At 55.1% G+C, this 22370-nt stretch carries 26 protein-coding genes; 12 read left to right on the forward strand and 14 right to left on the reverse strand.

The genetic code is table 11. The features are described 5' to 3' along the window. Window positions 1-741: a ligase-associated DNA damage response endonuclease PdeM gene (pdeM, locus tag H151_RS0101670; protein ID WP_019959887.1), complete on the reverse strand. Its 741-nt coding sequence runs from the start codon at window positions 739-741 to the stop codon at window positions 1-3. Then, window positions 738-3245, reverse strand: coding sequence for a ligase-associated DNA damage response DEXH box helicase (locus H151_RS0101675; RefSeq protein ID WP_019959888.1), 2508 nt, complete (start codon window positions 3243-3245; stop codon window positions 738-740). The genes pdeM and H151_RS0101675 overlap by 4 nt, the downstream gene beginning before the upstream one ends. Before the next feature lie 125 nt (window positions 3246-3370). Here H151_RS0101675 and H151_RS0101680 point away from each other — a divergent pair, with 125 nt between their 5' ends. Further along, window positions 3371-5593: a prolyl oligopeptidase family serine peptidase gene (locus tag H151_RS0101680; protein WP_019959889.1), complete on the forward strand. Its 2223-nt coding sequence runs from the start codon at window positions 3371-3373 to the stop codon at window positions 5591-5593. 301 nt (window positions 5594-5894) lie between these two features. Continuing rightward, the gene (locus H151_RS0101685; RefSeq protein WP_026353760.1) at window positions 5895-6647 is read left to right on the forward strand and encodes a hypothetical protein; all 753 of its coding nucleotides are present in this window, start codon (window positions 5895-5897) and stop codon (window positions 6645-6647) included. A 97-nt stretch (window positions 6648-6744) separates the two neighbouring features. On the opposite strand, the gene H151_RS0101690 is transcribed toward H151_RS0101685, so the two are convergent. Then, the gene (locus H151_RS0101690; protein ID WP_019959891.1) at window positions 6745-8367 is read right to left on the reverse strand and encodes an AbgT family transporter; all 1623 of its coding nucleotides are present in this window, start codon (window positions 8365-8367) and stop codon (window positions 6745-6747) included. 156 nt (window positions 8368-8523) lie between these two features. On the opposite strand from H151_RS0101690, the gene H151_RS0101695 reads away from it, so the two are divergent. The 9 genes from H151_RS0101695 to H151_RS0101735 all read left to right on the forward strand — a co-directional run bounded on the left by H151_RS0101695 (window position 8524) and on the right by H151_RS0101735 (window position 13927). Further along, the gene (locus H151_RS0101695) at window positions 8524-9360 is read left to right on the forward strand and encodes a mechanosensitive ion channel family protein (RefSeq protein ID WP_019959892.1); all 837 of its coding nucleotides are present in this window, start codon (window positions 8524-8526) and stop codon (window positions 9358-9360) included. Window positions 9361-9435: 75 nt separating this feature from the next. Then, complete coding sequence (locus H151_RS0101700) at window positions 9436-9762, forward strand: DUF6460 domain-containing protein (protein ID WP_019959893.1); 327 nt, start codon at window positions 9436-9438, stop codon at window positions 9760-9762. 127 nt (window positions 9763-9889) lie between these two features. Further along, entirely contained in the window at window positions 9890-10702 is an 813-nt protein-coding gene (locus tag H151_RS16770) for a response regulator (protein WP_019959894.1), read from the forward strand. A gap of 57 nt (window positions 10703-10759) precedes the next feature. After that, the gene (locus tag H151_RS0101710; RefSeq protein ID WP_156823336.1) at window positions 10760-11245 is read left to right on the forward strand and encodes a PaaI family thioesterase; all 486 of its coding nucleotides are present in this window, start codon (window positions 10760-10762) and stop codon (window positions 11243-11245) included. Continuing rightward, window positions 11242-11652 (forward strand): PaaI family thioesterase, encoded by a 411-nt coding sequence (locus H151_RS0101715; RefSeq protein WP_019959896.1) that lies wholly within the window; start codon window positions 11242-11244, stop codon window positions 11650-11652. The genes H151_RS0101710 and H151_RS0101715 overlap by 4 nt, the downstream gene beginning before the upstream one ends. A gap of 42 nt (window positions 11653-11694) precedes the next feature. After that, window positions 11695-12063, forward strand: a complete 369-nt coding sequence (locus H151_RS0101720; RefSeq protein ID WP_019959897.1) for a thiol-disulfide oxidoreductase DCC family protein — start codon at window positions 11695-11697, stop codon at window positions 12061-12063. 243 nt (window positions 12064-12306) lie between these two features. Next, window positions 12307-12615 carry a UrcA family protein gene (locus tag H151_RS0101725; protein WP_019959898.1) on the forward strand — a complete coding sequence of 103 codons (309 nt, stop codon included), beginning with the start codon at window positions 12307-12309 and terminating at the stop codon, window positions 12613-12615. Between the two features lie 240 nt (window positions 12616-12855). Further along, window positions 12856-13170 (forward strand): UrcA family protein, encoded by a 315-nt coding sequence (locus tag H151_RS0101730; protein WP_019959899.1) that lies wholly within the window; start codon window positions 12856-12858, stop codon window positions 13168-13170. A gap of 142 nt (window positions 13171-13312) precedes the next feature. After that, the gene (locus tag H151_RS0101735) at window positions 13313-13927 is read left to right on the forward strand and encodes a UrcA family protein (protein WP_019959900.1); all 615 of its coding nucleotides are present in this window, start codon (window positions 13313-13315) and stop codon (window positions 13925-13927) included. A gap of 71 nt (window positions 13928-13998) precedes the next feature. On the opposite strand, the gene ahr is transcribed toward H151_RS0101735, so the two are convergent. Then, on the reverse strand, window positions 13999-15006 hold the full coding sequence (ahr, locus tag H151_RS0101740) for an NADPH-dependent aldehyde reductase Ahr (RefSeq protein ID WP_026353761.1): 1008 nt from the start codon (window positions 15004-15006) through the stop codon (window positions 13999-14001). Window positions 15007-15092: 86 nt separating this feature from the next. On the opposite strand from ahr, the gene H151_RS0101745 reads away from it, so the two are divergent. Then, window positions 15093-16445: an MATE family efflux transporter gene (locus H151_RS0101745; RefSeq protein WP_019959902.1), complete on the forward strand. Its 1353-nt coding sequence runs from the start codon at window positions 15093-15095 to the stop codon at window positions 16443-16445. Here the strand turns inward: H151_RS0101745 and H151_RS0101750 are convergent. The 10 genes from H151_RS0101750 to H151_RS0101785 all read right to left on the reverse strand — a co-directional run bounded on the left by H151_RS0101750 (window position 16400) and on the right by H151_RS0101785 (window position 22364). After that, window positions 16400-17443: a quinone-dependent dihydroorotate dehydrogenase gene (locus H151_RS0101750; RefSeq protein ID WP_019959903.1), complete on the reverse strand. Its 1044-nt coding sequence runs from the start codon at window positions 17441-17443 to the stop codon at window positions 16400-16402. The two genes, H151_RS0101745 and H151_RS0101750, sit on opposite strands and share 46 nt — an antisense overlap. A gap of 5 nt (window positions 17444-17448) precedes the next feature. Next, a complete protein-coding gene (locus H151_RS0101755; RefSeq protein ID WP_026353762.1) occupies window positions 17449-17829 on the reverse strand; it encodes a DUF952 domain-containing protein in 381 nt (126 codons plus the stop codon). Window positions 17830-17916: 87 nt separating this feature from the next. Next, on the reverse strand, window positions 17917-18150 hold the full coding sequence (locus H151_RS0101760; RefSeq protein WP_019959905.1) for a hypothetical protein: 234 nt from the start codon (window positions 18148-18150) through the stop codon (window positions 17917-17919). 88 nt (window positions 18151-18238) lie between these two features. Further along, window positions 18239-18469 carry a DUF6289 family protein gene (locus H151_RS17465; RefSeq protein WP_156823337.1) on the reverse strand — a complete coding sequence of 77 codons (231 nt, stop codon included), beginning with the start codon at window positions 18467-18469 and terminating at the stop codon, window positions 18239-18241. Window positions 18470-18481: 12 nt separating this feature from the next. After that, window positions 18482-18754 (reverse strand): hypothetical protein, encoded by a 273-nt coding sequence (locus tag H151_RS17470; RefSeq protein WP_156823338.1) that lies wholly within the window; start codon window positions 18752-18754, stop codon window positions 18482-18484. 173 nt (window positions 18755-18927) lie between these two features. Then, complete coding sequence (locus H151_RS17475; protein WP_156823339.1) at window positions 18928-19161, reverse strand: hypothetical protein; 234 nt, start codon at window positions 19159-19161, stop codon at window positions 18928-18930. A gap of 88 nt (window positions 19162-19249) precedes the next feature. Beyond that, on the reverse strand, window positions 19250-19687 hold the full coding sequence (locus tag H151_RS0101765; protein WP_019959906.1) for a methyltransferase family protein: 438 nt from the start codon (window positions 19685-19687) through the stop codon (window positions 19250-19252). A gap of 65 nt (window positions 19688-19752) precedes the next feature. Next, entirely contained in the window at window positions 19753-20250 is a 498-nt protein-coding gene (locus H151_RS16775) for a MarR family transcriptional regulator (protein ID WP_156823341.1), read from the reverse strand. Window positions 20251-20319: 69 nt separating this feature from the next. After that, window positions 20320-21906, reverse strand: a complete 1587-nt coding sequence (locus H151_RS0101775; protein WP_019959908.1) for a lysine--tRNA ligase — start codon at window positions 21904-21906, stop codon at window positions 20320-20322. 203 nt (window positions 21907-22109) lie between these two features. Next, complete coding sequence (locus H151_RS0101785; protein ID WP_019959909.1) at window positions 22110-22364, reverse strand: hypothetical protein; 255 nt, start codon at window positions 22362-22364, stop codon at window positions 22110-22112. Window positions 22365-22370: the final 6 nt, after the last annotated feature.

A 22370-nucleotide genomic window follows, 5' to 3' on the forward strand; every position in this document is an offset into this window, starting at 1 on the left:
CTAATCCCCGACACAGCGCGCATAGGCGATGGGATACATCTGATCCTTGCCCATCACATAGGCGCGCGGGGCTTCCTTAAAACACGCCGCAAAAGCCTGATCACGGATATTGAGCCCACCGGTATAAGCCCCAAAGGCCGGCAGGATCAGGCGCGAACCATCGCTGACAAAGCAACGCCGTCGCACCGCGCGCCCACTGGCGCGCACCTTGGCACAGGGGTGGAGGTGGCCGGCAATCTCCCCCACTTGCGGGCCCGGCAAAGGATCATGGCGCAGGCGCAGGGCCCCGATATGCAAAACCTCGCGGCGTTGACCGCCAAAGCGCGTTGGCGGGGCAGGATCGTGATTGCCTTCAATCCAGATCCAATCTTCAACACTGGCGATCAAGTGCGCCAAGCGGCGCTCATCATCCAGATGCATGCGCCCATCTGCGCCCAGATCATGGAAGCTATCGCCCAGCGAAACCAGGCGGCGCGGGCGAAAGCGCACAATCAATTCAGACAGGCGCGCCAGGGTCGCGCGCGTATCATAAGGCGGCAGCAAAATGCCTTTTTGGGCAAAAGCCGAACCCTTTTCAAAGTGGAGATCAGACACTACCAGGGTGAGGCTATCCTCATGCCAGAGCGCCCCACTGAGATCAGCCCACAAGGCTTCACCGGCTACAGTCAATTTGGCCACGCTCAGCTTAGCACCGGGCGCGGGGGTTTGGGGTGATGATAGTCGGGCCAGGCTGGGCTTCACCCCATCGCCTCCTCAATCAGATCTGTATCTGCGGCATCTTCCAAAATGGCATCATGGGCTTCGCCATAGACCGGTTCGCGCCCAACCTCCAGCATCACTGGAACCGCCAGAGGAGAGATGCGCGTCAAGCGCTCTACATCGACATGATTTTGGATGCGTGACAACCAGTCTGAGAGGCGGCGAATATCCAAAAGCCCCGTGGCCGCATCCTGCCAGGCCGCCTGAAGCAAGATATGATCGGGTTCATGCTGGCGCAGAACATCATAAATGAGATCGGCCGAAAATGTCACCTGACGCCCGGTTTTCTCAAGGCCCGGCACGCGGCGCTCGATGAGGCCTGAAATCAGCGCACAATTGCGAAATGTGCGCTTCATCAGCGCGCTTTCATCCAGCCAAGCCTCCAGATCATCACCCAGCATGTCGCTGTCGAACAGGGCGGCCATATCCAGATCCGCCATATCGCGCAGCCCCCAGATCGACAGCGCATATTCATTGGCGACAAAGCCCAGGGGCCGCATCCGCGCGCGCTCCAACCGGCGGGTCAGCAACATGCCCAGGCTTTGATGGGCCAGGCGCCCTTCAAAGGGATAGCAAACCAAATAGAATTTGCCCGCGCGTGGAAACGTCTCCACCAACAACCGGCCCGGCTGGGGCAAGCGCGATTTTTGCTTCTGGATGCTCAGCCATTCGCGGATCTGATCAGGCAATTGCCCCCAGAGATCTTCCCTGTGGACCAGATCGCGCACGCGCTCAGCCAGATAGGTCGAATAGGGAAATTTTCCGCCATTATAGGCCGGGATTTTAGGGGTTTCATCGCGCGCGCGGGTCACAAGACAATCAGCCCCGCTAACCCCTTCAAAACGCAAAACCTGCCCACCAAACAGGAAGGTATCCTTCGGGCTAAGCTGATCGACAAACCATTCTTCAATCTGGCCCAGGCTGGCACCCCCGACGGCGCGGATTTGCGGATGGTCCTTGTTGGGATTGATCACCTTGGACAGGCGCACATGAAGCTGAGCGGCTTCGATAATCGCGCCGACATTCATGCGATGACGGGTAATGACCTCACGCGAGCGCGGTCGCCACAACCCATCGCGGGTTTTCACCAGGCGGCGGAAACGATCATAATGATCCAGCGCATAGCCCCCATCGACGACGAATTGATGGATGCGGTCAAAATCAGATCGGCTGAGATGGGCATAGGGCGCAGCACCGGTGATTTCGCGGTAAAGATCATCAAGATCATACGGATCCCCACAGGCCCGGCCCATAATATGTTGCGCCAAAACGTCCAGATGACCCGCCGCCAAAGGATCGCCATCCATGACCCCTTCATGAACGGCGGCGCGCGCAGCGGCACATTCCAAATGCTCAAACCGGTTTGTCGGCACCAGAACCGCGCGTGAGGCTTCATCCAGGCGGTGATTGGACCGGCCTAAGCGTTGGATCAGGCGCGAGGTTCCTTTGGGCGCGCCCAGTTGTATCACCAGATCGACATCCCCCCAATCTATCCCCAGATCCAGGGTCGAGGTACACACCACGGCCTTTAACGCCCCGCGCGCCATGGCCGCTTCGACCTTGCGGCGCTGTTCTGGCGATAACGAGCCATGATGGAGCGCGATGGCCAGATGATCCTCATTCAGCGCCCACAGCTGTTGGAAGGTAAATTCCGCTTGGGACCGGGTATTGACGAAGATCAGGCTGAGGCGCGCCGATTTGATGGCCTGATAGACATCCTCCATCGCGTGGCGCCCTGAATGGCCCGACCAGGGAATGCGGCTCTCGCTGGCCAGGATCTCAACTTCACTGGGCTTGCCGGCCTGGCCTTCGATAATGCGGGCAAAGCGCGGCTCCCCCCCGCTTTGTAAGGTCAACCAACGGGCATGGCCCATCACATCTTTGACGGTGGCCGAAAGGCCGACCCGGCGCATAAGCGGGGCATAGCGCGCCAGGCTCGCCAGCCCTAAATTCAACAAATCCCCGCGCTTTTGCGGGGCCAGAGCATGGATCTCATCCACGATGACACAGCGTAAATCGGCAAAAAAGCCCGCACAATTATCCTGCGCCATGAATAAAGCCAGTTGCTCGGGCGTGGTCAGCAAGATGTCCGGGGGTTGGGCGCGCTGGCGCTGGCGCTTAGCCGGTGAAGTATCACCTGTTCGCGTCTCGATCCGCAGATCCAGACCCATCTCCTCAACCGGGGTCATCAGATTGCGCGCCACATCCACCGACAGCGCTTTCAGCGGAGAAATGTATAGCGTGTGCAGCCGATAAGGCCTTGAAACCCCGTTGAAACTCTCAGCCTGCTGGGCCAGATCAATCAAGCTTGGCAAAAACCCGCCCAGCGTCTTGCCTCCGCCCGTTGGTGCGATCAATAGCGCGTCTTCGCCCGCCCGGGCGGCCTCGATCATCGCCAGCTGATGGGCACGCGGATGCCATCCGCGCTGAACGAACCAGTCGGCAAAGCGTTGAGGAAGAAGCGAAAGCGCCTGATCAGCGGTCATATCTTATTAGATAGAACGGAAGATGAGCTATCGACAGAGCAAATGCGCTTCGTTACTGTGTAACCAAATAAATTCGCTATGCGCGCCCTTGGGGGGGCGTGTGACGTTAAAAGGGGAGATCCTAAATGCGCCATCTTCTATTCTGCGCGGCTTCAGTGCTGGCCCTTGCGGCCTGCGCTGAACCCGCCAATACCGCGTCTTCTTCTGAAGCTGCGAGCACACCTTCCGTTGAAGCAGAGAGCCAACACGTGAGTGAAACCAGCTTCACCTATCCTGAAACCCGCACCGTCGATCAAACCGATGTTTTCCAATCGGCCGCAAATGGCGAGGTCACCATTGCTGACCCCTATCGCTGGTTGGAAACCGATGTACGCGAATCCCAAGAGGTCGCCGACTGGGTTGCCGCCCAAAATGAGCTGACCTTTGGTTATCTGGAAAACCTGCCCGGGCGTGAACAGATCGCCGCGCGCATGACCGAATTGTTCAATTATGAGCGCGTCGGCATGCCTGAAAAAAACGGTGAGCTGTATTTCTTCTCGCGCAATGACGGTCTGCAAGATCAATCGGTCTTCTACGTTCAAGAAGGCCTGGACGGCGAGCCGCGCGCCCTGATCGACCCCAATGGCTGGTCTGAAGATGGCACGGTGGCGCTGGCCGGGTCTGTCCCCAGCCCCGAAGGACAAAAAGTTGCCTACTTCATCCAGGATGGCGGGTCTGACTGGCGCACCGTACGCGTTATCGACACGGCCACCGGTGAACTGGATAGCGATGAGCTGAGCTGGGTTAAATTCTCTGGCATTTCATGGGCCAAAGACGGATCTGGCTTCTATTACTCGCGCTATCCTCAGCCTGCAGCCGGTGAAGAGTTTACCGCGCTCAATCATAACCAAGCGGTCTATTTCCACACGCTCGGCACTGATCAAAGCGAAGATCAGTTGATCATCAGTGATCCAGAGCAGCCAGAAGTTGGCTGGGGCGGCTATGTCACCCATGATGGCCAATATCTGGTCATCTATACCTCTAAAGGCACCGACGGGAATGGCATCCGTATTCTGGACCTGACCCAAGAGGGCGCGGAGCCGGTCGTGATCTTTGATGGCTTTGACAACAATCACGGCTATATCGGCAATAATGGCTCGACCTTCCTCTTCTCTACCGATCTGGACGCGCCAAACAGCCGCGTCGTCTCAGTTGATCTCGCCAATCCAGGCACGTTGAGCGACATCATCCCTGAAGGCGAGAGCCCGCTGCAAGGCGTCTCTTATGTCGGCGGTCATTTGATCGTTGAGAGCCTGGAAGACGTCCAGTCTAAAGTGCGCGTTTTCACCCCAGACGGTGAGTTTGTACGCAATGTCGAGCTGCCGGGCATTGGCTCTGCAGGCGGCTTTGGCGGCGAGCCGGATGAAGCGGAAACCTTCTACAGCTTCACCAGCTTCAATCGTCCTTCGACGATTTATCGCTATGATGTCGCGACTGGGGAAAGCACGCTCTATCGTGAGCCGAACCTCCTGTTCAATCCTGATGATTATGTTGTTGAGCAAGTCTTCTATGGCTCAACCGGTGGGGCGCAAATCCCCATGTTCATCATCCACCATAAAGACGTCACGCCAAACGGTCACAACCCGACCATGCTCTATGGCTATGGCGGTTTTGCGATTTCCCTAACCCCAGGCTTCTCCGTCACCCGTCTGCAATGGATGGAAATGGGCGGCGTGTTTGCCATCGCCAACCTGCGCGGTGGGGCCGAATATGGCCGCGATTGGCATGATGGCGGGCGCTTGAAAAACAAGCAGAACGTCTTTGACGACTTCATCAATGCCGCGGAATACCTGATCGACAATGATTGGGCCGGACAAGGCACGATCGCCATTCAGGGCCGCTCTAACGGGGGTCTTTTGATTGGTGCCGTCACCAACCAACGCCCAGACCTCTTCGGCGCGGCCTTGCCAGGCGTGGGCGTGATGGACATGCTGCGCTTTAATCAATTCACCGCCGGTCGCTTCTGGGTTGATGATTATGGTAGCCCGCAAGACCCTGAGCTGTTTGATGTGTTGAGCACCTATTCGCCTTATCACAACATCCAGCAAGGCGTGGATTACCCCCCTGTCATGGTCATTACCGCCGATACCGATGACCGCGTGGTCCCTGGCCACTCGTTCAAATATATCGCGGCCCTGCAGGCTGCTGATGCTGGCAATGCCCCGCATTTGATCCGCATCGAAAGCCGCGCAGGCCATGGTGCCGGTACGCCGGTATCTAAAGTGATTGAGGCCGCCGCCGATGAATGGGCCTTTGCCGCCTATCATACCGGGCTGGATCTGAGCGAAAATGAGGGCGAAGCGCACTAAGCGCTTTTCCCCAATTCCTTGAAAAAGGCGGTGATTTTGTCACCGCCTTTTTTCATGGCTGAACGCGCTCAAAAAAATATGCGCGTGAGGCCAAGATTTACTTTTTTATAAGACATTTCCCCTTATAACGGTAATGCAAAACGCGTTCAACGTATGCATTTACTTCGGAAGCCGATAGTCTCCCCCCTCGCTAGAGGCTTCCCCATAAGGCACCGCACAGCGCTCTCTTCCCCTCCCCCCTTGAGATCCGTGCGGTGCCTTTATTTCTTCTTCCCCACTTTACCCCTTAAATCTGTCACACATGCACGCTAAAATCGTGGCTATGGGGGACACACGCTTACACGCTCAGTCGATTATCAAGGCGCTGCGCCAGCTGGTGCTGCGGGTGGAAGAGCGCTTTCCCACAACCAGCCTCAATGGGGTCTGTAAGGATCTGCTGGAACAGGCCGAGCGCAGTGACAGGCGCGTGCGCGCCATTGCTCGGCCCTATATGTTGTTACGCGGCGGATTGATGATTTTGGTGGTGCTGGGGCTTGCCGGGCAAGCGGTCATCATCAGCCATATGGTCAATCTGTTCGACTTCAATGTCTCCAACACCGAGGTCTTTTCCTTCGTCGAGGGCGTTGACGCCGCGCTCAATACCCTGATCTTGATGGGCGCGGGTATTTTCTTTCTGACGACGGTGGAAGAGCGCATTAAACGTCGGCGCGCCCTGTCCGACCTTCATCAATTGCGCGCCATCGCGCATATCATTGATATGCATCAGCTGACCAAGGATCCCACGGCGATCCTGGGTCATGGTCCGCGCACGCAATCCTCACCTGATCGCGAACCGATGACCGCGTTTCAGCTCAATCGCTATCTTGATTATTGCTCGGAAATGCTTTCGCTGACAGCGAAGCTGGCCGCGCTGTATGGTCAAAGTGCCCATGATCCGGTGATCATCAATGCAGTGGCGGATGTCGAAAACCTCACCACCGCTCTCTCACGTAAGATCTGGCAGAAAATCATGCTGATCAACCCGAATGTTATGACGGGCGAGGACACTCACTAAGCTTAACGTCTTTAAGAGACCTCCAGAGCCTTTAAACCACGCATAAAAAACGGCCCCGCAAAGCGAGGCCGTTCTTTCATATGAAGGCTAAGAACGCTTACGGGTTCATCGCCGGTAGCGTGTAATGAACCTCTGCGCCCGGCCCCAAAGGCCAACCCAGATAGACCCAGGCCACGGTTAGTGCGACACCGACAATCATCAGCCAGATTGAATACGGCACCATGGCCGCAGTCAAAGAGCCTAGACCAAATTCAGGCTGCCAGCGTTGGGCAAAGACCAAGATCAGTGGGAAATAGACCATCAACGGCGTGATGATATTCGTGGCACTATCCCCAACACGATAAGTGGCGGTGGCCATTTCCGGGCTGACGCCCAGCAACATCATCATCGGCACCATAACAGGGGCCAATAGCGCCCATTTCGCACTGGCCGAGCCCACGAAGAGGTTGGCGATACCGGTGAAGATCACCATCAAACCCATCAAGATCGGCAAGGGCAGACCGGAAGCCTCCAGCGCGTGTGCGCCATTGACCGCAAAGATGATACCCAGATTTGACCAATTGAAGAGCGCCACAAAATGCGCCGCAGCAAAGGCCAGAACCAGATAATAACCCAGATCCTTCATCGCCCCGGCCATCATCTCCACCACATCACGGTGCGATTTAACTGTGCCTGCGGCCGCGCCATAAAGCCAGCCTGCAACCAGAAACAAGAGAAGGAAACCCGCCACCAGTGAGCGATAGAATGGCGTTAAACGCCCCGGCCCGGTTGCGCTTTCATCGATCAGCGGGATATTCCCGCCCCACAGTGAGGCCGCACCACCCGTGACCATCGCCAGCACATCCGTCGACAACAGCGCCCAAATCGCAATGACCATCAGCAAGCCTAAACCTGCCATCATCAAGCCCTTGCGCTCACCCGCATTCAAGTCCTGACGGTCGGTATCCTCACTGTTCGCGGCACCATGATCGCTCCATTTACCCAGGCGGGGCTCTACGATCGCATCGGTGACAAACCAAATGACCGGCAAGAAGACCAGGGTCATCGCCGCAATGAAATACCAATTACCCGCCAGATTCACAGTCCAATCCGGCACCAAGGCCTGAACGGTGGTTTCGGTAATCCCAAACAAAAGCGCATCAAGCTGGCCCGGGAAGATATTGGCCGAGAACCCGCCCGACACCCCGGCAAACGCCGCGGTAATCCCAGCGATGGGATGGCGCCCAGCCGCCGCAAAAATCACGCCCGCCAAGGGGATCAAGACCACATAGGCGGAATCCGCCGCATGGTTCCCGATCATCGCCACCAAGGCAACCATTGGGGTCAAAAGGAAATGCGGGGCTTTAGAGATACTGCCGCGCATCGCGGCGCTGAACAGGCCGGTGCGTTCGGCCACACCCGCGCCCAGCATCACCACCAATACATAGCCCAAAGGGTGGAAGTGGGTAAAGGTGGCCGGCATTTGAACGATCAAGCGATTGAGGTTTTCAGCTGAAAACAGGCTGACCGCTTTGATGATCACGGGATTGCCGTTGTCATCAAGCTGGGTGGGGTGCTCCACCGCCAGACCGAACATCGCGCACAAGACACTGATCGCGATTAAACCCGCCATCAGATAAAAGAAAATGAAAACAGGGTCTGGCAGACGGTTCCCCGTGCGCTCAATCCAGCCCAAAATCCCTTTGTTTTGCACCATATCCGGCGCAGGTGGGTTTGCCATGTCGTTCTCCCCAAGACAATCTGGGAAACAACTTACCCAATTTTAACCCATCCCCATACCCGCATTCGACATATTGCTCTGCAACACTTCTAGAATTGAGTGCATTATAGTGTTAGCGCTAAGTCTAATATTTCTTATCCATCCCTGGGGGACATAATGGAAGACAAAGGTTTTGATCTGGCCGCCCTGGCCCAGCCCTTAATGTTTCGCGGCCTAGAACTGGCCATCAATGTTGGTTTGGCTGCCCTGATTTTCGTCGTGGGTATGTTCATTGCGGGTTTCGCCAGCCGCATGGTGCGCCGCGCCGCTGAACGCAATCCGCGCATTGACAAGACCTTATCGTCTTTCTTCTCTTCCGTTGTGAAATACGCGATCATGGCCGTGGTCTTCATCTCGGTCCTTAATCGCTTTGGCGTTCAGACCACCTCAATCGTGGCCGCCTTGGGTGCCGCAACCTTGGCCATCGGCCTTGCCTTACAGGGCACACTCTCAAACCTGGCCGCAGGCGTGATGATCGTCTTCTTCCGCCCTTATCGCATTGGAGATTTCGTCGAGATTGCGGGCACTTCAGGCACAGTCAAAGAAATCACCCTGTTCACGACAGAGCTGGCGACGCCGGATAATAAGCAGATCATCGTTCCCAACGGCAATGCCTGGGGCCAGGTGATTACCAATTATTCTTTCCACGCCACGCGCCGCGTCGATTTCACCTTCGGCATTTCCTATGATGACGACATCAATAAAGCGATGAGCGTCATTCGTGAGGTTGTCGCCAAGGACACCCGCATCCATGCCGAGCCTGAAGCCTTTTTGGGCGTCCTGGCGCATAATACATCCTCCATCGACATTGTGACCCGGGTCTGGTGTAATACAGAGGATTATTGGGGGATTTATTTCGACACCATGAAAGCGGTCAAAGAGGCCTTTGACGCCAACGGCATTGAAATACCCTATCCTCATCAGGTCGAGATTCATAAAGGCGGCGAGGCATAGGCCTGGTGCCCCACATGACCAAAGCGTAAGGGATGCGGCCACAATCCGGCCCTAATTGGAAGAAAGATTAAGGCTATGAGCCCGTCAAACAACACGCCTGAGAATACAGTCGAGGACAAGCGCAGCTTTGTTCAACGCCTGATCAGTATTAAACCGACCGACATCATTACCTTGATCATATTCTGTGTGGTCGCGGGGCTGGTCCTCGGTGCGTTTAATGTCGACCCGGCAGATCTGTGGGTCGATTTCTTCGGCACATTGTTTGAGGCCTGGGATCGGTTCTTACACATCATCACCGAATCCTTCGGCTGGTCCGTGCGCTACTTCTTCTTAGGCGCGGTTCTCGTCGTACCGATTTGGATCTTGTGGCGGGTGCTCAGCGCGCTCAATGCCAAGCGTTAAGGCCTATAAGGGGTGAGGCGTTCAATCGCTTCACCCTTACTTAACCCTAACCTAAATTTAGCCACGCGCGCGTGGGAACTTTACGCTATCTCCAGCGTCTTTCTTGGAATGGACGATGGGGACGGCAATGGCGATCGAAGCGGTATCTTGGCAAGAACAAGAACCTCAAAGCGTGAAAGACTGGCGAGAGCGCCTGGTCATCATCTGCGATCCGTTTTCCTTCACCCGTCAATTGATGCGCGACATCCTGCGACATGCGGGGGCGCGCGCGGTGGAAACCACCCAATCGCCCGAAGATGCGTTAAATGCCCTGGCCATCGGCAATCAGGCCACCCTGCTGATGGATTGGCAGGATAATAGCACTCAAGGCCTGCACGCTATTCGTCAACTGCGCCAGTCCCCCAAGCATGCCCGCCAAACCCCGATCATGGTGGTGAGTGCGCGCAATCGCTTTAACGATGTCGCCTCGGCCCGTGATGCCGGGGCCAATGAATATCTGCTCAAGCCGATCTCGCCCAACCGACTGATTGCCCGCCTCGATCAAATTCAAGATAGTCCGCGCGCCTTTATCTTAACCGAAGGCTTTACCGGGCCTGATCGCCGGCGTCGGCGTCCACGCCCGCTACCCAGCCATAATTATAAGCGCGATCAGGATATCGAAGCTGGCCTCACCGATCCGCTTCAGGCCGCCATGGCCCAGGCCGACAGCATGTCGTTTGAAATGCTACGCCGCGGCGATCCGATCGCCGCACGGGTTGGGCGCTCTTTGCGCTTCTTCTTAGAGCGTGTGGACCAGATCGACCCCGAAGCCCAAGCCATTATTGGCCTGCATCGCGCGACCCTTAATCGGATCCGTGATCTGTATGAAGCGCGCGCCAAAGATCGGCTAGACGTCATTCATGGCTTGGAAAAAATCGTCGGTCGTCACGCACATCACTAAATCGCGTAAGGTATAAAATATTAGACCCCTTACACGTTCTCCGGTATGAGCGAGGGTATGGATAAAGCACCCCACCCTCAATTGGTTGAGCTGGGCCATCTTATGGTCGACGGCTCACCCCATGCCGTTCATCTGGGTCTGAAATTAGAAGCCATTGGTGAAGGCAGCGCGCAAATGCGCGCGCCCTATCATGGCGATTTTGTCGGCGATCCTGAAACCGGCGTCATTCATGGCGGGGTGGTTACGGCCCTGTTGGATCATGTCTGCGGGCTTGCGGCCTTTGCCGGTTTTGGCGGCCATGACCCGGTAGCAACACTGGATCTGCGTCTTGATTATATGCGCCCGGCCCAGCCTGGCGCGGATATCGTCGCTGAGGCCCATTGCGTCAAAACCTCTGGCCTGATCGCCTTCGTGCGCGCCAGTGCCCATGATGGCGATCCAGACAATCCCGTGGCCCTGGCCCAATCGACCTTCATGGTCACGCGCGCCAGCCAAAAAGCCGTCGAAAAAGCTAAAGCCCTCTTCAAAGGAGACGCCTCATGAGCCAATCCTTGGAGCGCTTGTTGACCTCGCCCTATGTCAAAGCCATGGGCGTACGCTTCGATCAGCATGGCGATGAACTGACCGGCGTTATGGCCTTCGCACCGCATATCGTGGGTAATCCCCTGATCCCCGCCCTTCATGGCGGTGCGGTCGGCGCTTTCATGGAAATGACGGCGAGCGCGAGCCTTCTATGCGCGGCTGAGTTAGAGGGCCTTCCGAAAACCATTGACGTTTCCGTGGATTATCTACGTCCCGCTGCGGCCAAGGATGTCTATGCGCGCGCCGTGATCGGCCGGCTGGGCTCTCGCGTGGCCAATGTCCGCGTCGAAGCCTGGCAAGATCGCCGCGAAGCCCCCGTCGCCACGCTCCACGCTCACTTCATGATCAAACGCGTCGATGCGGCGTAATGGCTCATACAGTTTCGACTATAAGGGTTTAAACTCTTCACCATGACCGAGCCAACATCCAATACCACTGCCCTCACCGTGTGCTATGACGGGGCCTGTCCGGTGTGCCGCACCGAGATCGACGGGTACCGTGCCCAAGGCGTGGCGGCGGACTTCGTTGACATTTCTCAAGACCTCACCAGTCTTGAGCATGCCTCTGGCGCACCCGATCAAGCCCAACTGATGGCGCGCTTTCATGTTCGCGACGAAAATGGGGCTTGGATCAGCGGTTTTGCCGCCTTCTGTGCGGTCTGGCAGCGCTCACCTAAGATGAAAACTCTCGGTAAAATCTGTGCCCAGCCGCCCATCGTCTGGATCGGCGAAGGACTTTATCGCTGTTATCTGATTTTTAGACCACTCTTAAAAAGATAACGGAAACAGCGCTTTAATTGCCCTCAAATTAAAGCTTTCCCCTATATGTCCAACACATAACCGCATTTTAATATGCGCCTAAACATCTCTATGAAATAGACTTTCTATATTAATGAACCAAGAATGAATATTTTGACATCTTCGCGTTAGCCCTGTGCAATCTTCGCCTTGCGATAACGATCCTGCCGACTTTCACAACAGATGAAAGCCGCATTGGTTGATTAAAAACGAAAGGCGTCTCCCATGTTCATTGCAACCCTGTCTAGCTTAGTGCTATTAGCATCAGGCGGTCAAACAACTCTAAGTTCTGATTCTGTTGTAAAGCAACGCACAATCCACCTCTCTGATTATGATCTTTCTGACGAGCGTGATGTTCGTAGACTACGTGATCGTATTGATGCTTCATTGCTTAATGTTTGCCCTTATTTTGCGATTTATATGGAAGGTGAAGATCAGCAATCATGCCTAGACCAAGCCCGCACTGCGGCCTATGCGCAATTGGACCAGCACATTCAACATGCACAAGCCCACCAACGTCTGGCCCAAAATTGACTTTGCGCAAAAGATTGGGTGATCACATTTAGTGAATCACCCAATCTTTCATGACACATTGCGAATGTCGAGGCATAAAGCCTTGCATTTTTGCAATCGTGCGTTGCGTGAACACAGCACAACCTGTCATGGTGTCGTCATGGGAGTCGGGCACAAAGCCCGTGCCGGCCAGGAGATGTCTGGACAAGAGATCCGGACACCTTGGCTTGCTTGGTCAAATAGCCCTTAGGAGCTCCTCCCATGCGTATCCTTTTGTCTGCCTCTGCCCTTGTTCTTACTCTGTCTGTGTCTGCTTTCGCGGCCCCTTCAAACCGTTATGAAATTCGCTATAATTCTGACGAATTGACCATTCAAAGCGGCGTTGAGCGCCTGGAGCGTCAAATCCGCAATGCCGCTGAAAACGTTTGTAATGCTGACTCAGCGCGTAGCCTGACTGAAATTCGTATCGCCCGCGAATGCGTAAGTGAATCTGAGCGTCGCGCTCTCGACGTTCTTCACGAACGCGTTCGTAACGCCAATAGCGAAAATGGCTCAATCACTGTTGCCTCTCGCTAAGGCCGATCTCCCCCTTCTGATGACGCAGAAGGGGGAGAATTTCTTTACTCACTGAGTTAATTCAATTTCAGTCATTCTCTGACATTGTCCCCCCATACCGCCCGCAAGGGGTGGAAGAACAAAAGTGGTGGAGTGTCAGAGAATGAAAATGATTGTATCGCTTGCCCTAGCCAGCGTTCTGGCTGTGGCGACTTCCTCAGTCAGCATGGCCGTTCCGCCTCGTGATCATGATGACGAGGTTGGCTCCGTTGAAATCTGGTTCAATACCGACGATTACAGCGATCCGCAAAAAATCCAGGAAATCGAAGCCTATATCCGCTCAGCCTCGGTGGATGTGTGCACTCCGCGTGAAGATCAACCGCGCCGTTCTAGCTATGAAATCACCCAATGCGCGCAATTGGCTGAGCTTCAGGCGCTCGCCTTATTCCATGCACGCCTCGACGCGCACCAAAACTCATCACGTGAGCTGTTATCAACGGTGAGCGAAGCTGAAGACGAGGCCTCATCCGTTGAGGTCTGGTTTGACCGCGCTGCCCTAGACGATCCAGATCAATACGCCGGGGTTGAAGCGCGCATTCGCGCGGCGGCCGCACGCGTCTGCGCCCCGGAAGAAAACTATCGCTATGTCGAGCGGCGCACATCCCATGCCCGTTGCACCCGCTTGGCGACCTCCCAAGCGCTGGCGGTCTTACAAGCCCGCGCCGATGCGATGGCCAATGATGAGCGCGAGCTATTACCTGAAACCCATAACGAATAACCGGCCAGGGGACTGACCGGCGCGGGCTAAGTACGAACCTCCGGCGTACTTAGCCCCCCCCCTTTTATTGCCTAAACATCATTCTCCAGAACAATACGGTAATGGGCCTTGCCCTGACGCAAGCGCTCAAAAGCCGCGTTGATCTCAGACATTTTCATCACCTCCACCTTAGGTCGGATCTGGTGACGGGCACAAAACTCCAACATCGTGGCTAACACAGACGGTGAACTGACGGGCGAGCCTGATATCGCGCGTTGTTGATCAATCAATTGACCGGCATGGGCCGGGATCGGCTCTAACGGCACGCCAACACAATGCAAGCGGCCCTTCGCGCGCAGGGTTTCCATATAAAGCGGCCAGTTAAGACTGACATTGACGGTCGAAAGGATAAGGTCAAACCGACCCTTCTCGGCTTTGATGGCCGCTTCATCCCGGCTATTGACCACGCGGTGTGCGCCAAAAGCCATGGCCTCTTCGCCCTTATCGGCTGAAGAAGTGAAGGCCGTCACCTCACACCCCCATGCGCGCGCAAACATCAAGGCCATATGGCCCAGCCCACCAATACCCACAACGCCGACCCGATCAGTGGGCTTGATGTCACAGGCCATAAAGGGCGTGAACACCGTGGCCCCGCCACAAAACAAAGGCCCCGCACTTTGGGTGTCGATCCCCTCAGGCAATGGTACGGCCCACAAGCTTTTTACCCGCACCCGATCGGCGAACCCGCCATGGCGGCCCATGATAATGCCTTGGCGGTCCCCACACAGATTATGATCACCGCTTATGCAAGGATGGCAATGGCCACAGCTATGGGCATACCAGCCCACCCCCACTTTTTGGCCCGGTTTAAGATGGCTCACCCGATCGCCGGTCTCAACAATTGTACCGATAACTTCATGACCTGGGACAAAGGGAAATTGTACCCGGCCCCATTCCCCATCCAGCAAGGACAAATCCGAATGGCAAAGCCCACAGCTTTCCACTTTGATTTCAACCTCTTCAGCCCCAATCTCACCGGGATCATAGCTATAGGGTTGAAATTGACCTTGGCTTTCAAAGGCCGCATAGGCGTGAAACATGGCGCGCTCCCAAAATTGTATCAGTGGGTCAAACAGTAAGATACAGATCCCCACTTGCAAGAGAAGACGGAGGCAGGCTAGCTGAAATGATGGCTTTATCCCTCACCAAGCGCGCCGATGTTTTCCTGCTGGCCGTGCCGATCATCGCGGCGAATATCGCCAGCCCTCTGGTGGGCTGGGTGGACACGGCTGTTATTGGCCAAATTGGCGATGCCGCCGATCTGGCCGCGCTGGCGCTCGGCACACTGATTTTCAATGCGCTCTACTGGTCCTTTGGCTTTTTACGGATGAGCGCCACAGCCCTGACCGCCCAAGCCCTAGGCCGTGAAGATAAAGCCGCCCTACCCCTTCATCTCTGGCGCGGCATGGGGATCGGGTTCACAGTCGGCTTGAGCTTTATTGTGTTCAGCCCCCTGATTATGCCTCTGGCCTTGATGGCTTTCTCAACAAGTCCCGCGCTCAACGATCTTACAAGTACTTACGTCTTTTCGCGCATCTGGGGGGCACCCGCGGCGCTGGCCGGAATGGCCGTGCAGGGCTGGCTGATCGGCATGGGCCGCACGCGCATGGTCTTCATCATTCAGCTGGTCTTGAACCTGGTGAATGGTGCCTTCTCGATCCTTTTTGTGCGCGTTTTTGAGGGGGGCCTGGGCGGGGTTGCCGCGGCCAGCGCCCTGGCGCAAATCGCCGCCCTGGCCGTCGCACTTTATGGCGTGCGTGATTATTTGCGCCTGGATCTCAAAGCCCTTTGGACGCGCTTGATCGAACGGGCCGGACTTCGCGCTTATTTCGGGCTCAACCGCGATATTTTCCTGCGCACCCTCGCCCTCTTGGCCGGGTTTTATTGGTTCAATGAAGCCTCCCTGCGCGCAGGCACTGAAGTCCTGGCAGGCAATGCGATTTTATTGCAATTCATCACCCTCGCCGCGATGTTTCTCGACGCCTTTGCCTATCTCACCGAAAGCGCGGTCGGGCGCGCGCTCGGCCGCGGGTCGCGCCAGGATTTCCTGCGCATGCTCTACCTCACCAGTGAACAAGCCCTAGGGTTTGCCTTGGCGTTAAGCGCCCTCTTCTTCCTGGCCGGGCCTGAGATCATTGACTTTCTGGCCAAGGATGAAACCGCGCGCGCGGCCGCCAAAACCTATTTGCCGTATTGTGCCCTCGTGCCGCTCATCGGCCTCGCCAGTTGGCAGCTGGATGGGGTAATGATCGGGGCAACGCGCGGCGCGCTGATGCGTAATGCCATGATCGCGGCCTTTATCCTTTATCTGGCGCTTGATGCGATACTGCGCCCGCTGTGGGGCGGGCATGGACTTTGGCTGGCCTTTTTAGGCTATTATATCGCGCGCGCGGGGACGTTAATGCTCGGCTGGAAAGGCCTGATGGCGCAATTTCACGCCCCGGCCTCGACCCCTACCGCATCTGCGATCGACGCATAGCCCTCGGCTTTTACCAAATCCAGCAAGCCATCGCGCACGCGCTGAACCAGACCCGGACCTTCATAGACCATGGCCGAATAAAACTGCACCACATTGGCCCCGGCTTTGATCTTGGTAAAGGCGGTCTCAGCGCTGGAAATCCCACCCACGCCCATGATCGGTAAAGCGGGTCCAGCCGCGCGGCGGAAGGCCTTTAACAAGGCCGTCGAAGGCTCAAACAAAGGCGCACCTGACAGTCCGCCCGCCTCGCTGGCCTGCGCATCTTTCAAGCTTTCAGGGCGTGCCAACGTGGTGTTGGAGACAACCAAACCAGAAAGATTATGGGCGCGAACCGCCTCTAAAATCGGCTCAATCGCGCTGTCATCCAAATCGGGCGCGATTTTCAAGAAGACCGGCTCCGCGCCGCGCGCATCATTGACCTTTTCTAAGAGGGCATGAAGGCTCGCCTCATCTTGCAGCCCGCGAAGGCCGGGCGTATTGGGCGAGGAAATATTGACCGTAAAAAAGCTGGCCAATCCCGACAAGGTTTCCAGCAAGGCGACATAATCGGCGATGCGATCAGCAGAATCCTTATTGGCCCCCAGATTGATCCCGACCACGCCGGGCTTACCCTTGCGCGCTTCCAAACGTCGCGCCAAAGCCTCAACGCCTTGATTGTTAAAGCCCATGCGATTGATGACGGCTTTATCCGCGCTCAGGCGAAAAACGCGTGGTTTTGGATTGCCCGCTTGCGGGCGCGGGGTCACCGCACCCAATTCAACAAAGGCAAATCCACAATTAAGCAGAGCGTCCGGCGCTTCACCATTTTTATCAAATCCGGCCGCCAACCCTACAGGATGGTCTAAAGCGAGACCCGCAAAATGGGTCTTCAATTCAGGGGCATTCAACGCCGGAACCTGCGGGCCAAAGCCCATTTTCAAACCCGTCAGCGCCAAGCCATGGGCCGTTTCCGCCGGGAAAACATGCATGAAACGGGTCATCGTATCGTGAAGGCTCATGAGGCTTATAATCCCTGCTCTAAATCACTCGGCAACACCCAATCCCCCTCGTCATTGCGCCGGATCAAGCGCACGCTTTCAATCGCGCTGAAGGGTAAGGGGCCATAAAGATGAGGAAATAGCGCACCGCCGCGCGATTTTTCCCACTTCAGACGATCATTGACTGACGCAACACGGATCTTGGCCAGGGCCAAGCGCTCAACACCGTCAAAATGAAGGCTCAATGTGTCTTCCAATTGCTCACGTCGCGAACAATGGATGTAGCCATCGCGATCATCAAGCGCCTCGCCCGCGAATGCACCCGATAGCGAGGCTTGCGCCATCGCCTCAGGGGCGGCAAGGCGGTAAATATAAACATCTTGGGGAAGGGTCTGGGTTTTGCTCATAGCTTGGGCCATAGCCCGCAGCGCAGCCGAATGCAAGCATTTGAACAGGCGTGTAAGAGGACGTGCCTCCCACACGCGTCAATACATTTAGACGTCACAACTTCCAAAGCTAAGACGTTCCGAATATCGCGTATAATCACCCCAGCTGCTGAAACCTGCAAAGCAGTCATACTCAACTTCGCCCACTAATAGCTGATGGTCTTTATCGGCATAATAGCGAATGATAAAAAGCTCCTTAGGAACCCTTGTCACAATCGCCGCACCGCCGACCAAAGCAGACACCAAAAATACACTCAGAACAAAGACTTTAGAGAGTGTCATGATTAGTCTGTCTCACATTTTGATATTTTTATGATCGCAAACGCACAATTGAAAAGCGCCAGATGAGAAACCCATCTGGCGCTTGGACTTAACAAGGCCCGTAAGAAATCCGGGTTCGGTAGGATGTACGCTCCCCCCACGAATAGAAGCGAGAGCCACAGTAATATTCCAGACCGCCCACAACATTGGTTTTGGACGGGTTGGAGAAATAAATCACTTCAAAGGCTTCATTGGGCAGAGCGACAACAGCGGTTGCAGCGGCGCTAGCCAGCAATCCTGCTGAACACAAAGCAAGTGTAATCTTTTTAGAGATCTTCATAACGTGCACCGCTTAGTAGTAACCACCACCATTTTGATCACACCAACCCACGACATAGCGGGTTGAATAAGAGGTTTGCTGCCCCCAAACTTGGGTCCAAACGTGACCTGATGAACAACGGTCTACACCGTAGCCGACTTCAGTTGTTTTAGCGCTGTTGGAATAGTAGGTATATTCCCACATTTTGGAACTGAACAAAGCAAAGGCTGAAGCAGATACTGAAACAGCACCCAGAGTAGCGGCTAGAATTGCGAATACGGCTGTTTTTTTCTTGATTGAAAACATGATGTTTTCTCTCCTCCCTTTATGGTTAACGGAGAAAAAATATCTCACGGTGAGAGAAAAATCACGCTCGAATTCAATGAATTTGATAAATTATATTGTATGAACTGAAACAGGCATCTAAGTGTTCACCCCACCATTTAGCGAGAGAATGAGGGGCCGTCGCCCCTCACCCGTTAAAAACCATCACAGTCCTGCGTTAAGTCGACATACTCATAATATGGCGTTCTTGAACCATTGAAGTAAAAACGCCCATCGCACAGAACCGCTTCTTCACCAACACGCGTCACCATTTCCGGCCCCGAGTAGTAAGTAATTGAGTAGTATTGACTCACCGCATGTGCAGCATATGTACCGACAACAGCAATCAAGCTCACGGCTAAGCCAATTTTAAGTCCTAAGCTTTTCATAGTTTATCCCTCACGGTGATGAATAACATGTTTAAGGATTTAGAAGCATCCTATTGGGGGATTTTTTCAAATAAAATCCCCCAATAGGTTATACCCAGCGCCGTACACGCTGACAATAGGCGCGATACTCATCGCCAAAAGTGGCGCGCATATACGCCTCCTCATAAGTGATCCAGGTGAAATTCATCACCAGACCAAACACGACAACAGGGATCAAGGCCCCGGCTGAGCCCAGGAAAAGCCACGCCCCGAGCAAGGCCAAAAGAAAGCCCAAATACATGGGATTACGAGAGTATTTGTAAACGCCATCATGAATGAAGCGCGTTGGGGCTTTATGGCTTCGCACATTCGCGCCGTGGCGACGAAAGCGCCCCGCCTGACCCATCGTCAGCACCAAGCCGATCATGATCAGTGCCAGCCCCACCCAGCGATAAGGCCCCGAGACCCATTTCGCGAGGGGCCAAAACTTATGAATAATCACCATGGCCATCAGAGCTTCAAAAAAAAGGATCGGAGGAAGAAACATAACAACCACATCACACTCCACTTTGTTAAGCGGCTAAACTTAATAAGCAAATAAAAAGCGAAGGCCTACTTCGCTTTCTCATGCGCCTCACTGTCAGCGAAATGCGCGATGATCTCGCCCATCTCTGCCATAACCTTCAGGGCCTGATCGAGGCGCACCTCCATATCCGGCCCATAATAGTCCCTAAAGGTCTGATACATCGCCCTATGGAACGCCTTATGGGCCGCAACCCCTTTTTCGCCCAAAGCGCTTAAGACCAGGACAATCTCCTTACTATTACGTCCTGCCTGGCGCGTAATCAGACCTTTATCCTCTAACCGGCGCGCCATTTGCGACATCGCCCCGCGTGTCACGCCCATGCGTTCGGCCAAATCCTTCATAATCGCGCCCTGACTATCGCCAATGGCCTGAAGGGTATGGATTTCCGCACGATGTAGAACAACGCCGGTATTGAAGGTGCGGGGAGCCTGGTCAATCTCTTGCGCCCTCATCATGACATGGTGGAACAGCTCAACCAATTGGTCGACCTTGTTCGCGTCATGATGACAGCCCTTAAAACTCACGCGCACTCCCTGCGACACAGATTGTTTAGCAGCTTAACACGCTCTCTTCAAGCACAAAATGAGCCCCCCTTAGGAGAGCTCACCGCGCAGACCCTTTTCAATCAGGCCAATCGTCTCTGGCACGCCATAAATGGCAGCAAAACCCCCAAAGCGCGGGCCTTGGGATTGCCCCAGCAGCACCTCATACAGCGCCTTGAACCAGTCGCGCAGCTGTTCGATACCAGCGTCTTTACCGGCGGCAAAAACCTCGGTCTGGATCACTTCGGCATCGGTCTCCCCCGGATCGAGCGCCTTAAGGCGCGCCACCAAGCCTTCCATGGCTTGGCGCTCTTGATCCGTAGGCGCACGATAGACTTTGGTCGGTTTGACGAAGTCTTCGTAATAGGCAATCGCATAACCCGCCAAACGGTCGAGGAAAGGATCACTTTGTGGGCTCGCTTCTGGGGCATAGCGTGAAATAAAGGCCCACAGCGCCGCCTTGGTTTCGACATTGGCCGCAGAGACCAAGTTCAACAGCAAGGCATAGGTGATGTCTGAGCCTGGCTGTGGCGGATTACCATCATGGATGTGCCAGACCGGATTTTCGATCTGCTGTTTACGCTCCTGCGTGGGATAGGCCGCCAAATGCTGGCGATACTCATCCACCGCCTTGGGGATCACATCAAAATAGAGCCGCTTGGCCGTACGCGGTTTTTGGAACATGTAAAGCGCCAGGCTTTCTTGCGGGGCATAGCGCAGCCATTCTTCCACCGCCAAGCCATTGCCCTTAGACTTGGAGATCTTTTCACCCTGATCATCCAAAAACAGCTCATAGACATATTGCACAGGCTGTTCACGGCCTAAAATCCGGCAGATTTTTGAGTAAACCGGGGCATTAGACTGGTGGTCCTTGCCAAACATTTCAAAGTCCACACCCAGCGCAGCCCAGCGCATGCCAAAATCTGGCTTCCATTGCAGCTTAGTGCGCCCGCCGGTCACCGGCATGGTGATATCTGTCCCGTCCTCATCCTCAAAGGTGATCGTGCCAGCCTTGGCATCAATCGCCTTCATCGGCACATATAAAACCCGGCCCGTGGTGGGAGAGATCGGCAGGAAAGGCGAATAGGTCGCCTGACGCTCCGCGCCCAAAGTCGGCAACATCACCGCCATAATATCGTCGAACTTCTCCAAGGCATGCAGCAAGGCCTCATCAAACGCGCCGGAGCGATATTCATGGGTCGCAGAGCGGAATTCATACTCAAAGCCGAAGCTATCCAAGAAAGAGCGCAAACGCGCATTATTATGCTGAGCAAAGCCCTCATGAGTGCCGAAGGGGTCGGGCACATCGCTTAACGGCTTGTGCAGATGCTCGGCCAACATCTCTTGATTGGGCAAATTGGTCGGCACTTTACGCATGCCATCCATATCATCAGAAAAAGCGATCAGCTTGGTTGGATATTTATCCTCACACAATTCGCGAAAGGCATGGCGCACCATCGAGGTGCGCGCCACCTCCCCAAACGTGCCGATATGAGGAAGGCCAGAAGGGCCATACCCCGTTTCAAACAGGACGTAATCACCCTTCATGCCCTGCTTCTCCACCCGTTTGAGCAAGAGGCGGGCCTGTTCAAAGGTCCAGGCCTTAGCCGTTTGGGCGAGCGCAGAAAGATCACTCATGATGATTACCGTCCTTTTGACAACAATAATAGAAGCTCAAGCGAGTAGCCCTTTTGTTGCAGACGCGTCAATACAGACTGGCAACCCCAAGACGGTTTAGCCCAAGGTCGTTAGCCCCAAAAACACAACAAACATCCAATCCAGGGCGGACATCACCCATGTGCACAGAACATCAAGCATAACACAACCCCGTGCCTATCGCGCTAAGCGTCTTTAACGTGAGCGGAAAAGAGACGTTGAAACAAGACTTTGCGCTTTGCAAAAATCGTCCAGCCGCCAATGACGGCCCCTGTCCACATCGCCAGTTCTGTTAAAAGCCCGACCGTCAGCCCCAAGGCCAGAAGCTGAGGCTTAGACAGATCAAGCAGGGTGATCGCTACGCCAAGGGCAATCCAACTCAGACCCGCCAACACCAATACACTCAACAATGCACTCTTACGAAATTGGGCTTTAGTCATGACTTC

Origin of the sequence: Woodsholea maritima DSM 17123, from assembly GCF_000382325.1 — a bacterium.
In the GTDB taxonomy this organism is placed as follows: Bacteria; Pseudomonadota; Alphaproteobacteria; order Caulobacterales; family Maricaulaceae; genus Woodsholea; species Woodsholea maritima.

Coding starts and splice junctions, on each gene's coding strand:
- H151_RS0101675 (WP_019959888.1), bottom strand. CDS start 3,245: ATGACCGCTGATCAGGCGCTTTCGCTTCTTCCTCAACGCTTTGCCGAC.
- H151_RS0101680 (WP_019959889.1), top strand. CDS start 3,371: ATGCGCCATCTTCTATTCTGCGCGGCTTCAGTGCTGGCCCTTGCGGCC.
- H151_RS0101685 (WP_026353760.1), top strand. CDS start 5,895: ATGCACGCTAAAATCGTGGCTATGGGGGACACACGCTTACACGCTCAG.
- H151_RS0101690 (WP_019959891.1), bottom strand. CDS start 8,367: ATGGCAAACCCACCTGCGCCGGATATGGTGCAAAACAAAGGGATTTTG.
- H151_RS0101695 (WP_019959892.1), top strand. CDS start 8,524: ATGGAAGACAAAGGTTTTGATCTGGCCGCCCTGGCCCAGCCCTTAATG.
- H151_RS0101700 (WP_019959893.1), top strand. CDS start 9,436: ATGAGCCCGTCAAACAACACGCCTGAGAATACAGTCGAGGACAAGCGC.
- H151_RS16770 (WP_019959894.1), top strand. CDS start 9,890: ATGGCGATCGAAGCGGTATCTTGGCAAGAACAAGAACCTCAAAGCGTG.
- H151_RS0101710 (WP_156823336.1), top strand. CDS start 10,760: ATGGATAAAGCACCCCACCCTCAATTGGTTGAGCTGGGCCATCTTATG.
- H151_RS0101715 (WP_019959896.1), top strand. CDS start 11,242: ATGAGCCAATCCTTGGAGCGCTTGTTGACCTCGCCCTATGTCAAAGCC.
- H151_RS0101720 (WP_019959897.1), top strand. CDS start 11,695: ATGACCGAGCCAACATCCAATACCACTGCCCTCACCGTGTGCTATGAC.
- H151_RS0101725 (WP_019959898.1), top strand. CDS start 12,307: ATGTTCATTGCAACCCTGTCTAGCTTAGTGCTATTAGCATCAGGCGGT.
- H151_RS0101730 (WP_019959899.1), top strand. CDS start 12,856: ATGCGTATCCTTTTGTCTGCCTCTGCCCTTGTTCTTACTCTGTCTGTG.
- H151_RS0101735 (WP_019959900.1), top strand. CDS start 13,313: ATGAAAATGATTGTATCGCTTGCCCTAGCCAGCGTTCTGGCTGTGGCG.
- ahr (WP_026353761.1), bottom strand. CDS start 15,006: ATGTTTCACGCCTATGCGGCCTTTGAAAGCCAAGGTCAATTTCAACCC.
- H151_RS0101745 (WP_019959902.1), top strand. CDS start 15,093: ATGATGGCTTTATCCCTCACCAAGCGCGCCGATGTTTTCCTGCTGGCC.
- H151_RS0101750 (WP_019959903.1), bottom strand. CDS start 17,443: ATGAGCCTTCACGATACGATGACCCGTTTCATGCATGTTTTCCCGGCG.
- H151_RS0101755 (WP_026353762.1), bottom strand. CDS start 17,829: ATGAGCAAAACCCAGACCCTTCCCCAAGATGTTTATATTTACCGCCTT.
- H151_RS0101760 (WP_019959905.1), bottom strand. CDS start 18,150: ATGACACTCTCTAAAGTCTTTGTTCTGAGTGTATTTTTGGTGTCTGCT.
- H151_RS17465 (WP_156823337.1), bottom strand. CDS start 18,469: ATGAAGATCTCTAAAAAGATTACACTTGCTTTGTGTTCAGCAGGATTG.
- H151_RS17470 (WP_156823338.1), bottom strand. CDS start 18,754: ATGTTTTCAATCAAGAAAAAAACAGCCGTATTCGCAATTCTAGCCGCT.
- H151_RS17475 (WP_156823339.1), bottom strand. CDS start 19,161: ATGAAAAGCTTAGGACTTAAAATTGGCTTAGCCGTGAGCTTGATTGCT.
- H151_RS0101765 (WP_019959906.1), bottom strand. CDS start 19,687: ATGTTTCTTCCTCCGATCCTTTTTTTTGAAGCTCTGATGGCCATGGTG.
- H151_RS0101775 (WP_019959908.1), bottom strand. CDS start 21,906: ATGAGTGATCTTTCTGCGCTCGCCCAAACGGCTAAGGCCTGGACCTTT.
- H151_RS0101785 (WP_019959909.1), bottom strand. CDS start 22,364: ATGACTAAAGCCCAATTTCGTAAGAGTGCATTGTTGAGTGTATTGGTG.